Genomic DNA, 13,143 nt, shown 5'->3' on the forward strand with positions numbered 1-13,143 from the left:
GTATTTTGCTTTACATATATTCAAATACTTTAATTACACGCTCTACGCCAGAAACATTGCGGGCAATATTTACAGCTTGAGTTGACTCAGAGTCAGATACTAAGCCCATTAAAAAAACTTCAGCATTTTCTGTCACTACTTTAATGTTATTACTGCTAATGTCTTTTGCTGTTAGTAGCTGGGCTTTTACTTTAGAAGTTAGCCAAGAGTCGTGAGTTTGTGTAGTAATGCCAGTATTTGAGCCAATACGAATTTGGTTATGTATTTTACGAATACCTGAAACGCCCTCAATAGTGCGCTGCGCTTCGTTTCTCATTTCTTCGTTAGCAACTTGGCCAACAAGTAAAACAATACCGTTAACGCTTACAGCGCTTATATTGGCAAACTTTTCAAGACGTTCTACTTCGCTAAGTGCAATACTGGCTTTTATTTCAATATTGTTATCGTCAATTTGAGAGCCAATAGTACGGCGGTCGTTCGCTGCAGTTACTGCACTGGCTGTACCTGCAACAACAGCGGCGGCGCAGCCTTGCAGTAATACAACAGTACCTAAAACAATAAGAGAGCGTTTAAACATAATTTTCATCCTGAGGGAAAAGCGTTAAATCAACAAGTTCGCTTAAACAATGTAAGTTAACTAAATGGGATTCGATAATGCGGCTAGGGCGTTTAGATGGCGATCTAATTTCAACATCGTTAGGTCCAAGTAGGCCTACCAACTCGCCACCATCATCACCAACCATAACTATGACCTTCATATCTTTAGTTAGTGCAGCTTCAACGGCAGAAATAACATGTTTTTCGTTGCCGTTTATAGCCAGTACAAGCAATAAATCACCTTGTTGGGCAAAAGCGCGGACTTGGCGAGCAAATGTATCGTGATCGTCCACTTGAGTACTTTGCCCCAGATTAACGTTTTCTTGCGATAGAGCAATTGCAGGTAAGCAGGGACGTTCGGTTTCATAATGATTAACCAACACACCCGCCATATGCTGAGCGAGCATGTGGCAATTTGCAGTACCGCAGCAAATGAGTTTATTTCCGTTGATCAGACTTTGTGCAATAGTAAATGCAGCTGACTCAAGCGCACTAGGTAGCACTTCACCAGCAGCGATTTGAACTTGAATGCTTTCTGTAAAAATTTCTTTAATTGTGTCTTGCATAGCCTACCAATAATTTATCTTTGTATTTGCGTTTAAAATACATTTTTAAGCCAATTAATATTAGGAGATGCTTCTCCTGTAATGGCTACATAATCAATTCTTAGAGCTTGGTTAGTTAAATTTTTAGCTGCTAAGTAATGATAAATACTACGTTTTAATCGAGCTTGTTTTTGTGGACTAAGCGCATAGTTGGCACCGCCACGAGCATTATTTTTGCGAAACTTAACCTCAACGAATACAAGGGTATCGCCTTCTTTCATAATGACATCAAGCTCACCAAAGGGGCAGTAATAATTACGTTCAATGGGGGTTAGCCCTTGAGTAACTAAGTATTTTTGCGCTTCAAGCTCATAATACTGGCCTTTTTCGCGACTATTGTGCCACAGCTCTTTAAACCACGACATGCCTACCCCTTAATTAAGTTTAATTGATAGTTTGTATGTCACCCGCTGATTGCATAAACAATGGTACAGGACGTTGTGTTTCTAATTGCACAGGCTTAATGCGACGGTTTGTATATTGAGCCCAGTCGAGCGTGCGTTCTATATGGCCGCTGGTATTAACAGATAACTTACCGCTTAAACCACTATATTGATTGCCTGGCATTACGCTTAACTGCCTGATGTCATGTAATATTGATACAGCATCGTACGCCATTGCAAATAAGCGTTGGCTAATATCTACTTGCTCTGGCCATAACGAATCATACTGCTGGCGTAAGTTATGTTGTTTAATTTGCGAATCGAGCATCCACGGCAATTCAGTGAAGTATAGGCCGTCTAAGTCGCCTTTGTCAGTACTGTCAATTTGTTTACTATGACTTTTAGAGCTGGCATAAAGTGGAATACGATCTGCAAATGTACTTACGTTTACATCAAGGTAAGGTTTAATTAAGCGTGTTTCTATTGCATCACCCAAAATATAAATAACGTCTATATCACTACGCGAACGGGTTTCGTTTTCTACTTCCTGTTTAAATAGTGCTTTAATCGTTTTTATGCGCTCTTTTGATTTATCAACTTCTAACAAGCTGGTAATTGTATTAGGCATATCTTTTTTATCGTTATAAAAACCTATTTGCGGCTTGGTTTCGCTATAGCGTTGCCACTGTAAGTTAAAGTAATCAACCAAGCGTTGGCCATTTGCGTTATTTGGTGCAAGCAACATAGGTTTTTGATAGCCCTTAGTTAAAAAGTGTTCTAAGGCTTGTTGTACTTCGTGCTCAGGGTTTAGTGCAAAGTAATAATGCTGAAGCGAAATTCGCTCACCATCAAAGGTGTTTAAATGCAGTACCGGAGTATCAATAAGAGTTTGCGCATTAGCTAGTTTATCAATATTTGCTTTAAGTAGAGGACCAATTACAAAGTCAGGCTTTATTTCTTCAAGTTGCGCTGCAATTTCTTCTGTACTTAGGTTTTCATCAATAAAAATAGTGTCGTTGATATTTTGCGTATCAAGTGCAGCTAATACGCCAGCTTTAAGAGCATCACCTAAACGTTCGTTAGGGCCCGATTGTGGAAACAGCACAACTAAGCGCTCTATATTGATAGGAGCAAGTTCAGTAAGCATTTCATCTTGTTCAGGTAATACAGTAAAAGCCGGATGCCCAATATAGCGTCTGCGCCAATTGTTGATCGCTTGATCTAACTCTACGCCACTACTTGCATATACTTGATGATATAACGCTAGGTTAGCCCACCCTTGCTGAATAACCGAACCACGGTTAAAACGTTCAAGCGCGTAAGAAGAGAGTTGCTTTAAGTTATCCCACAAATTTTGATTAAGTTGAGGGATTTCTATATTATTTTTTGTTGCTGTTTCAGAGGCTCTAAAAAAGTAGGGTGCAGCTTTTTTAGGAAAATTTTGCGATGCGTAAATGCTGGCCGTTAAAAACTGATGCCAAGCAAAATGCTCAGGTTGAGTCAGTTGTCCGTCTAGCGACTGTAAAATAACCAAAGCTTGATCATTTTTATTCTGTTGTTTTTGTGCAAATGCAATATAAAGACGGTTTTGGATTTGATCAACACTTGCGGTTAATTCAAGCTCATTCCCAATTATCTCTAATAAAGGCCAGTTTTGCTCACTAATTGCGGCATCACGGGCGCTATACAATAACTGTATTTTATCGGCACCTTGGCGGTTTTGCGCCAATTGGTAGATAGATTGCGCACTGGTTGCCTGATTTTGCAGTGCATTAGTGCGGTTACTTACGTTATCGCTGTTTTTAGTTGGTTTTTCGGTTGTGCTACACGCCGATAACCCTGACAATATAATTAATAGACTAACTAGTTTAAGTCGCACAATGATTTCCCAATACGTTAACGCGATTTGCTTATATTACTGACTGACGCAGGAGACCTCAATGTTAAATGAGGAGAATTCACAGAAAATTGGCACTCTTTACATTGTTGCCACCCCAATTGGCAATTATGACGACTTAAGTCACCGTGCCATTGCGACATTATCGCAAGTTGACTTAATAGCTGCTGAAGACACTCGCCATACCGGCAAGCTACTTAGCCACTTTGGAATTAAGGCAAAAACGTTTGCATTACACGACCACAACGAAAAGCAAAAAGCACAACAAATTATTGATCAACTTAATCAAGGTTTAAATATTGCTTTAGTATCTGACGCTGGTACACCACTAATTAGTGATCCAGGCTACGCTGTTGTAAATCTGTGTCGTGAACAAGGTGCTCATGTTACACCTGTTCCAGGTGCATGTGCTGCAATTACAGCCGTATGTTGTTCAGGCTTACCAACTGACCGCTTTCAGTTTATTGGTTTTACGCCAGCTAAAAGCAAAGCTCGCCAAGACTTTTTTACCGAAGCTGTTAACTCAGGCATTACCAGCATAATGTACGAAAGTACGCACCGTATTATGGCAAGCCTTGATGATTTAGCACTAGCCCTTGGTGATGAGCAGCAAGTTGTGTTTGCTAAAGAGCTAACCAAAACCTTTGAAACATTTTTTAATGGTAGTGTAAGTGAGCTTAAACAGTTTTTAACTGATGATCCTACCAAGCAGCGCGGCGAAATAGTGCTTATGCTTCCGGGCAAACCAAAGCAAATAGACGATGTTCCGCCTGAAGCGCGCAAAATGCTGGCACTGCTTGAAAGTGAAATGCCAATGAAAAAGGCCTGTGGTGTGGTTGCAGAATACTTTGGTATGAAGAAAAACGCTTTATACAAAACAATTATTGAAGAAAAAGAGTAAATTTTACTGCGCTTGGTATTAGCCTCATGTATACTGCGCGCCGAGTCAGCCAAGATGATCGCTGCCTGTGACGAAAATGATCAGGGGGAGGAAAGTCCGGGCTCCATAGGGCAGAGTGCCAGCTAACGGCTGGGGGGCGTGAGCCCACGACAAGTGCAGCAGAGAGGAGACCGCCAATTTTCGGATTGGTAAGGGTGAAAGGGTGCGGTAAGAGCGCACCGGGCCGCTAGTAATAGTCGGTTGCAAGGTAAACTCCACTCGGAGCAAGACCAAATAGGGTTCCTTATGGCGTGGCCCACGTTGGAACCGGGTAGGTTGCTTGAGCCATAGAGCGATTTATGGCCTAGACGAATGATTATCACTTTCTTCGGAAAGGACAAAACCCGGCTTATACGGCTGACTCACTCATTCAATAAAAAGCCCGCAGTTAACGCTGCGGGCTTTTTTGTGTCTAAGTTTTAGTTAATACAATTTAAGTATTATTAAATAATATTTTTCCCTTGTTCTGGATCGCGAGATTGCTCTGCTTGTTCACGTATTTCGTCAGTATCACTACTTACATCATCAAGCGTTTTAGTTTGCTCAACAGTTTCACTTTTTTTGCTTTGTATTTGCGATGGTTGTTTTTCCTCTAAGCTAGAAGCATTTTCATTAGGGTCGGTGAGTATAATTCTCTCTCGTGCGTCATCAGGCATGCTGATGTTTTGTTTTGTGAACTCATTGACTAATTCGCGCATAAGCTGGGAGGCTACTTTTAATGGACTGTGCTGCTCGCTATTAAGCCAAAAATACAAAACGAAGTTAATAGTAGATGAGCCTAAGTTTTTTATTAAAACTTGCGCGGGTGGGTCGCTAAGTACCGCATTTTGTTGATTGGCAATATCTAGGGCGAGGGTTTGTGCGCTGCGTATATCGTTATCATAGCCAATACCAATTTCTACTTTGCCGCGCATTTTTGGATTGGCAGTCAGGTTTTTAATGGTATTTTTATATACAGTCGCATTAGGTATTTGAATATGATTGCCATCGTAATCAACAAGTGTGGTTGCTCTTGCTGTTACTTTTTTAACAATACCTAATCGGCCATCCACTTCAATTACATCGTCAATTTTAAAGGGTCTTTGTACGCTCAGTAATAAACTAGCAATAAAGTTCTCTGCTATGTCTCTAAAAGCAAAGCCGAGTATTAAACCTATCAACCCAGTCCCACTCATAATAGCAACAGCAAACTGAGTAAGCCCTGCTAAACGTAAAAATAAATATACCCCAAATAAAATTATTAGGGTGCTTATGCTGCGCCTTATAACTAGGTGAACAAGCTTGCTGTCAGTCATATAGTCAATGGGTTTGATTAGTAATCTAGAAAGTGGTCCTGAAATTAAGTAACTGAGTACTAAAAGCATTATGCCGAGTAAAATAGTGGGTAATATTTGCGCTGTTACGTGAAGTAATTGCACGCCTTGCTCATAAAAGAAATTCCACGAAAGTGTATCAACTTTGATCACTTCAGTTATTGGTGTTGTATTATTTAGCGCTACACTGCTTTTTAGGGTACCGAGCATGGCTTATCTTCCGTGTTAGAGTCATTTATAGATAAATATTAGCAAGTTTGGTACCAAACACTTATAACTTGGCAAATATTTTGCTGTAGTAACGTAATACAAATATTGAGGTTTAGAATGAAAGAAGCTAAACGAGGACAGCAAGCAGAGCAGCCTGCACATATCCCTTTTATAGGTTGGTGGGATATTGTTAAACGTATTTTTAAGCAAATGAGTGAAGATAACTTATCTATAGTGGCAGCCGGTGTGGCATTTTATGCGTTACTTGCTATTTTTCCAGCCATTGCGGCGATGGTATCAGTGTATGCGTACTTTTCATCCCCAACAGATATTAGTGAGCACTTAAGTAAAATAGTTACTTTGCTTCCACCAAGCACTAGTGAACTGATTTTATCTCAGGTTTCTAGCCTAGCTAAAACATCAAGTGCAAGCTTGAGCTTAAGTGCAATTGGTACGCTCATACTTACTATTTGGAGTAGCTCAAAGGGCAGCCAAGCACTTATTACTGCATGTAATATTAGTTATCGTGAGTATGAAAAACGCTCATTTTTTCAGGCTCAACTAGTGCGCTTTTTATTTTCGGTAGGAGCGATTGTAGTCGCAATTTTTGCGCTATTAATTATTGGTATTTTACCTATTGTACTTAATTTAGTGGGACTAAAAGAAAGTATAGATTTATTAATTAAACTCATTTCTTGGCCATTATTGGCTTTTACCTTTAATTTCGCATTGGTACTTTTATATCGTTATGCCCCACATCGTAAACCGGCTAAATGGCGTTGGATCACAATGGGGTCGTCTATTGCTACCGTGCTTTGGATTTTGGCATCTATAGGTTTTTCTTTTTATGTGTCGCGTTTTTCTAGTTATAACGAAACGTATGGCTCACTAGGTGGTGTAGTGATCATGCTGATGTGGTTGTATATCAGCGCTTATATAATCACATTAGGTGCTGTAATTAATGCAGCTACTGAGCAGCAAACAGGTAAAGATAGCACTGTAGGGCCGGCTAAAGAGCGTGGGCAGCGAGGCGCCTATGTAGCAGATCACCTCGATGTAAAAAATGAATAGCTATTAATTAGCTAAATTAGTAAGTGCAGTAATTTGCTCTTTAAACTCTTGTGCTGCAGGACCAAGCCTGTCGTTGTCGTTGCACATTAAATATAAATTAAGAGTGCGGGTTGTACCTTGGTCTAAATTAAGTGCAATGAGGGTTTGATCTTCAATTAAATGTGCAATTTGTGTTTTTGGCAGCCAAGCGTAACCTAAATTTTGACTAACCATATCAATAGAGTTACGTAAGTGGCTTACTGTCCAGCGCATATCTGCACCTAGCCAGCCTTCATTGTGACTGGTGTGGGTTGCTGAATCGCGCACTACTATTTGTCTATGTAGCTTTAAATCGCGAAAGTTGAGTTGTTCAGTATGTTGGTGTAATACATGGTCTTTATGCGCAACCGCTATAAACTCTATATCGCATAACGTACTGCAACTAATTCCATAGATAGGAATTGACGAAATAGCTAAATCAACCACTGAGTTATGTAATAATTCGTTTGCACCTGTTAGCACGCTTTCTACTAAATCAATTTTTAAAAGAGGGTAAAGCTCACTCGTTTTAGCAAGTGCTTGATATAAAATAGCGTGTGGAAAAACTTCATCAACAGCTATTTTTAATGTGCTTTCCACGCCTTCGCTTAGTGTACTTGCTACCGATTCTATTTTAGTCGCTTCCTCAATTAAAAACTCGGCTCTGCGTAAAATCAGCTTACCGCTATCGGTTAAAAATGCTTTACGGCCTTTTACTTCAAGCAACTTAATTTGCAAGGCGGCTTCAAGTTTTTGCACAGCATGGTGTACGGTTGACTGACTTTTATGTACAGCTGCGCTTGCGCCTGCAAACCCGCCATGATCCACAACCGCTTTAAACATTCGCCATTGCTCTAATGTTGCTTTTGCCATTTTAAAATCCTGTTACTACTTTATATCTGATTGCTTAACTTGACCGCACAGACGCATTATTTATTGCGTAACAGTGATTTTTTGTCTATTTATTTTAACAAAGCTACTTTTTTATCAGCTAGAAGTGCTATAAAACTGCTTTTATTTAAAGGTCTTGAAAATAAATAACCTTGACCGTAATCGCATCCTGCTTCAAGTAGTAGCTGCATTTGTAATTTAGTTTCAATTCCTTCGGCGATTACTTTTAAGCCCAACTGATGCGCCATAACAATGATGGCTTCACACAGTGCAAGTTCTTGGCTGCCTACTTGAATATTATCAACAAAACGTTTATCTATTTTTAAATAGTCGGTGTCCATTTCTTGTAAGTAAGCGAGCGACGAATACCCGGTACCAAAATCATCAAGAGCAAGCTGCATACCTGATTTTACTATTTCTTTTAGGCGTCTTTGCGTAAGTGCTTCAGGGTTAACCATTAAGCCTTCAGTTATTTCTGCGACAATTGACGAAGCAGGCAGCTTTGCTGCTTTTAGCATATCGTACCATTCATCTATGCCACTCTCTGGCGTGGATAATTGCACTGGCGATACGTTTACACTTATTTGAAAAGTATCATCGGTTAGTGTTTTTATATCGTTAAGTGTTTGCAAAGCTTGGGCAAATACAAATTGACCAATTGCATTTATTTGCCTGGTTTCTTCAGCAAGTGGGATAAATGCGATAGGGCTAATTAGGCCTTTTTCGGGATGTTGCCAACGAATAAGCGCTTCAGCTTTATGAATATGTAAATCATTTAAAGCAACTATGGGCTGATAAAATAACTCAAACTGTTCAAGTTCTATGGCACTTCGTAAGTCTTTTAATAGCACCATGCGCGCGTGTGCATATTCGCGCATGTCAGCAGAGAAAAACTCAAAACAGTTACGACCATTACTTTTTGCTTTATACATAGCCTGATCGGCTGCCTTTAAAAGCTGTTCAGTAGTTTCACCATCATTAGGAGCGCAAGCAATGCCTATGCTTGCACTAATAAATAACTCTTCGTTTTCAAGATGCAAAGCTGACGATAGACTAAGTAAAATATTACTCGCAATTTGATTAATATGGCGCGTACTTTTAATGTGACTAAATACAATAACAAACTCATCTCCCCCAATTCGTGCCACAAACTCAGCGTTTTTTGCCGACTGGACTATACGCTGAGATACGAGTTTTAATAAGTTATCGCCATAGTGATGGCCTAATGTGTCATTAATATCTTTAAAGTGATCAATATCTAAAAGCATGACAACCAATTGATTATCTGGAGTAACAACATTTGAAAATCGTTGATTTAATCGCTCCTTTAACTCTAAACGATTTGGTAAGTCAGTTAGGTGATCAAAATGAGCTTGTCGCCAAATGGTTTCATCAGCTTGTTTTTTTTCTGTGAGGTCTGTGAATATCGCGATACGACGAATAGGTGCGTTGTTTGTATCATAAATAGTATCGATTGTGAGCCACTCAGAATAAAGCTGCCCGTTTTTTTTACGGTTAATAACCTCGCCTTGCCAGCGGCCTGTTTGCTGTAATTCAGACCACATTTTATTGTAAAAATTCTTATCATGTTTTCCTGATGAAAGAATTGAAGAGGACCGGCCAATTACTTCTTCTTTACTATATAAAGTCGTTTTGCAAAATGCAGGATTTACATCAAAAATGATACCCGTTGGATCGGTGATTGCCATGCCTTCACTACTGTTGTTATACACTAGTGAGGCTAGGTGGAGTGCTTCTTCATTTACTTTTCGTTGTGTTATATCTCGTAGCACAACAACGTATTCATTTTTACTTTGCATTGCGCTAATACGTGCTTCAAAGCTGCGTTTAGGATCTGATTTTTCGAGTGTGAATTCTAAATTGCTCGAAACATCAAGTTTAGATAACTGCGATAACAAAAGCTGAACATTGCTGTGTGAAAGTATTGATGATAAATGAGGTACTGCAGTGCTGTTTGGGTTTACTCGAGGCTTAAATTGCCCTGTTATGTTGAGAATGTCGCCATGGATATTAATTCTAACGTAGCTATCGGGCAGAGTATTAAGCAAGCTAGTAAGCTCATCATGCTTGTTTTTTAAATTAGCCTCAGCTGTTAACCGAGTTTGCGCCATTGATTTAAAACGCTGATAGAGGGTATTTAGCTCTGGATTATTGGGTTGTATTTTTTGTGCGGGCATCTCGCCCTTAGCCAATACGTTTGTTGCATTTGTTAGATTATTAATTGGGTCAATAATGCTGGTTTTAAGTAGTTTACGTGCAATTAAAGACAGTATCAGCAGCGATAAAATAAACACACCAATCGCTATAAAAAAATTATTATTTATTTGCTTTAAAGCATGCGTGACAGGAAGTGCGATATGTATATTTAAGCTGTTATTACTTGGATCGCTGTAAATAACAGAGTGATGAAGCATTCGGGCTTCACCTTCAATAGACTTTATTTTTGTTGATGCCTCATTATCAATCGAAGAATCAGTTGCTAATAAAGTCTGTGCAATATTATCGCCAAGCGCGGCCGTTGTAGAAGGATAACGCGCTAAAATTTTTCCGTTAGAATCAGCAATTGCAGCAATAGAGCCTGGCGGAAGTTCAATGTCATTAAAAGCATTGTTCCACCAGTCAAGCGCAACAACGATAACTACAACGCCCTGAATTACATTTTTTTTATTAATAATAGGTAACGCAAAATTAAGGGTGTTTTTTTGCAGGCTTCGGTCGTGCTGAAAATAACCTACCGACAATTGGTTACTTTTTAAGGCGTTTTGGAAATACGCCCGATCGGCAATATTAATTGTTTTGGCTAACCCGCTTGTTGTACATATAACAATGCCATTTGGATCTATAATCCCGATATTGGCAACATGTGCGTAAATAGATCTAAATTGATTAAAATAATTAGGGCAGGTCGTTGCTAGATTTTCTTTCTTACTTTCCTCTTTAGCCAAATAACGCGCTAAACGGTCAATATCATCGACTAAGTGCTTTTGCTGTAAAATTAATTGCTTAGCAATATTTTCTACTTTTTTTTCGCTTTGCTCAATAGAGTGATCGCGTTCAAGCAGCAGTGTAAAAATAATTACAGCGGTGCCCGGAATACTTAGCAATATAAGTAAACGATAAAGCTGATGTTTGAGAGAATAAGTAAAAATAACCATTCCTTAGTTTTGTATTTTGCAATAACAATTGTAGCCAAATTCACTCCAAATAACCATAGTAATTATAAGGTTGAAAATGTAACCAATGAATCATTATAGTTCTATTTCTTGGAATGTTAAGGTCGATTTAAAGACATAGTTGTTTTGTTTAATGAATGATTTAATAACCTCATCAACTTATTCTTTAGAGTGAATTAAAAAATGAAAATATCAAAAATACTTACAGCTTATGCAACTCAAGATGGCGATGGTGTTAGTATTAGCCGTATACCTGGGTTTGATGGTAAATATTTAGATCCCTTTTTAATGATTGATGAACTTAAGTCAGACGACAAAAAAGATTATATGGGAGGCTTTCCTGAGCATCCGCACCGAGGTATTGAAACGTTTACTTATATTCTAAAAGGTGGCTTTGAACATCGCGACCAAATGGGTAACAGAGAAGCAATTAAAGCAGGCGATGTGCAATGGATGAGTACAGGGCGCGGCGTCATGCACAGTGAAATGCCACTCGCGGATGCTGTAGATGGACTGCATGGCTTTCAAATTTGGATCAACATGCCAAGCGCAGAAAAAATGCGTGATTCACGTTATCAAGATACTACTAAAAACCCAGCTCCGAGTTTTACAAATACGCAAGGTGTGACGTTAAAATCACTTGCGGGATCGTGGCAGTTCGAAAGTGAAACGCTTACAAGCGCTCTGCAAAGTTTAGCGGCTAATGCGGCGCTCGCTGATATTACATTACCCGCTGGTAAAAACATCTATTTAGAGCCTCTTAGCCAACAAAAAGTAATGCTTTATATTCATAGCGGCTCACTAATAATGAGCGACAATCAAACAATACCAGCGGGCAAGTTACTTATTTTGGAACCAGGCAGTGACATCAATATTAGCTCTGAGCACGGCGCTGGTGTTTTGGTTTTAGCAGGCGATCCACTTAATCAACCGATTGCTCATATGGGGCCGTTTGTAATGACGACGCAAGCAGAAGTACAGCAAGCAGTGCGTGATTATCAAAACGGCGAGTTTGGCAAAATTTAACGGTATTTTTAGGAGAGTTTTATGGGATTATTAGTTAACGGCCAATGGCAAGATAAATGGTACGACACCGATTCAAGTAACGGTAAGTTTGAACGCGAAACAGCGCAGTTACGTCACTGGATCACTGCAGATGGTAGCGCTGGAATAACGGGCGAGGCCGGTTTTAAAGCTCAAGCGAACAGGTATCATTTATATGTGTCACTTGCGTGTCCTTGGGCGCATCGAACGCTTATATTTAGAGGGCTAAAAGGGTTACAAGATTTAATTACGGTGTCGGTTGTTAGCCCTGACATGCTTGATAGTGGTTGGGAGTTTGATACGCAAAACCACAGTACTGGCGATGCATTATTTAATAGTAATTACTTACATCAAGTGTATACAAAAAATAATCCAAAGTACTCCGGGCGAGTAACGGTTCCCGTATTGTGGGATAAAAAGCTCAATAAAATTGTTAGTAATGAGTCTGTCGATATTATACGTATGTTCAATAGTGCGTTTAATGAATTAACAGGTAATAAAGATGATTACTATCCTGAGGCACTGCAACCAAAAATTGACGAATTAAACGCGTTGATTTATCCAAATATAAATAATGGTGTTTATCGTACGGGCTTTGCTACAACTCAAGATGCGTATGAAGAGGCATTTAATGATGTATTTAAAGCACTCGATACAGTAGAGGGGATACTGAGCAAACAGCGGTATTTAACAGGGGATAACCTCACAGAGGCTGATTGGCGATTATTCACCACGCTCATTCGGTTTGATAGTGTGTATGTTGGCCACTTTAAATGTAATTTACGCACAATTGAAAGCTATCCTGCACTGAGCGGATACCTTAGAGAGCTATATCAGGTTAAGGGAGTAGCACAGACAGTTGATTTTTATCATATTAAACGTCATTACTATTTTAGCCATACAATGATCAATCCAACACAAGTTGTGCCAAATGGCCCAAGTGTTGATTACTTATCTGATCACGGTAGAAATGTTTAACG

11 protein-coding genes and 1 other RNA gene are annotated in these 13,143 nt (G+C 39.3%); 5 read left to right on the plus strand and 7 right to left on the minus strand.

Features of this window, described 5'->3' with window-relative positions; genetic code table 11:
- Positions 1 to 10: 10 nt before the first annotated feature.
- The 4 genes from dolP to I6F44_RS01315 are packed head-to-tail and all read right to left on the minus strand — an operon-like array spanning position 11 to position 3,464.
- On the minus strand, positions 11 to 577 hold the full coding sequence (dolP, locus tag I6F44_RS01300; RefSeq protein ID WP_121953723.1) for a division/outer membrane stress-associated lipid-binding lipoprotein: 567 nt from the start codon (positions 575 to 577) through the stop codon (positions 11 to 13).
- A complete protein-coding gene (locus I6F44_RS01305) occupies positions 570 to 1,163 on the minus strand; it encodes an SIS domain-containing protein (RefSeq protein ID WP_002957968.1) in 594 nt (197 codons plus the stop codon). The genes dolP and I6F44_RS01305 overlap by 8 nt, the downstream gene beginning before the upstream one ends.
- A 32-nt stretch (positions 1,164 to 1,195) precedes the next feature.
- Positions 1,196 to 1,567 carry a YraN family protein gene (locus tag I6F44_RS01310; RefSeq protein WP_010554278.1) on the minus strand — a complete coding sequence of 124 codons (372 nt, stop codon included), beginning with the start codon at positions 1,565 to 1,567 and terminating at the stop codon, positions 1,196 to 1,198.
- A 19-nt stretch (positions 1,568 to 1,586) separates the two neighbouring features.
- Complete coding sequence (locus I6F44_RS01315) at positions 1,587 to 3,464, minus strand: penicillin-binding protein activator (protein WP_007582872.1); 1,878 nt, start codon at positions 3,462 to 3,464, stop codon at positions 1,587 to 1,589.
- Positions 3,465 to 3,525: 61 nt separating this feature from the next.
- On the opposite strand from I6F44_RS01315, the gene rsmI reads away from it, so the two are divergent.
- Complete coding sequence (gene rsmI, locus I6F44_RS01320) at positions 3,526 to 4,383, plus strand: 16S rRNA (cytidine(1402)-2'-O)-methyltransferase (protein ID WP_010554279.1); 858 nt, start codon at positions 3,526 to 3,528, stop codon at positions 4,381 to 4,383.
- A 42-nt stretch (positions 4,384 to 4,425) separates the two neighbouring features.
- Positions 4,426 to 4,790, plus strand: an RNA gene (gene rnpB / locus I6F44_RS01325) — RNase P RNA component class A.
- Positions 4,791 to 4,865: 75 nt separating this feature from the next.
- On the opposite strand, the gene I6F44_RS01330 is transcribed toward rnpB, so the two are convergent.
- Positions 4,866 to 5,945 (minus strand): mechanosensitive ion channel family protein, encoded by a 1,080-nt coding sequence (locus tag I6F44_RS01330; protein WP_121954462.1) that lies wholly within the window; start codon positions 5,943 to 5,945, stop codon positions 4,866 to 4,868.
- A 117-nt stretch (positions 5,946 to 6,062) separates the two neighbouring features.
- Here I6F44_RS01330 and I6F44_RS01335 point away from each other — a divergent pair, with 117 nt between their 5' ends.
- On the plus strand, positions 6,063 to 7,016 hold the full coding sequence (locus I6F44_RS01335; RefSeq protein WP_007582878.1) for a YihY/virulence factor BrkB family protein: 954 nt from the start codon (positions 6,063 to 6,065) through the stop codon (positions 7,014 to 7,016).
- Between the two features lie 3 nt (positions 7,017 to 7,019).
- Here the strand turns inward: I6F44_RS01335 and I6F44_RS01340 are convergent, their stop codons facing one another.
- Positions 7,020 to 7,907 carry a LysR family transcriptional regulator gene (locus I6F44_RS01340; protein WP_010554286.1) on the minus strand — a complete coding sequence of 296 codons (888 nt, stop codon included), beginning with the start codon at positions 7,905 to 7,907 and terminating at the stop codon, positions 7,020 to 7,022.
- A gap of 89 nt (positions 7,908 to 7,996) precedes the next feature.
- Positions 7,997 to 11,101, minus strand: coding sequence for a bifunctional diguanylate cyclase/phosphodiesterase (locus I6F44_RS01345; RefSeq protein ID WP_197173156.1), 3,105 nt, complete (start codon positions 11,099 to 11,101; stop codon positions 7,997 to 7,999).
- A 201-nt stretch (positions 11,102 to 11,302) separates the two neighbouring features.
- On the opposite strand from I6F44_RS01345, the gene I6F44_RS01350 reads away from it, so the two are divergent.
- On the plus strand, positions 11,303 to 12,145 hold the full coding sequence (locus I6F44_RS01350) for a pirin family protein (RefSeq protein WP_010554288.1): 843 nt from the start codon (positions 11,303 to 11,305) through the stop codon (positions 12,143 to 12,145).
- Positions 12,146 to 12,166: 21 nt separating this feature from the next.
- On the plus strand, positions 12,167 to 13,141 hold the full coding sequence (locus I6F44_RS01355) for a glutathione S-transferase family protein (RefSeq protein ID WP_197173157.1): 975 nt from the start codon (positions 12,167 to 12,169) through the stop codon (positions 13,139 to 13,141).
- Positions 13,142 to 13,143 lie beyond the last annotated feature (2 nt).

It is taken from the genome of Pseudoalteromonas sp. NZS11_1 (assembly GCF_015864275.1).
Classification (GTDB): Bacteria; Pseudomonadota; Gammaproteobacteria; order Enterobacterales; family Alteromonadaceae; genus Pseudoalteromonas; species Pseudoalteromonas arctica.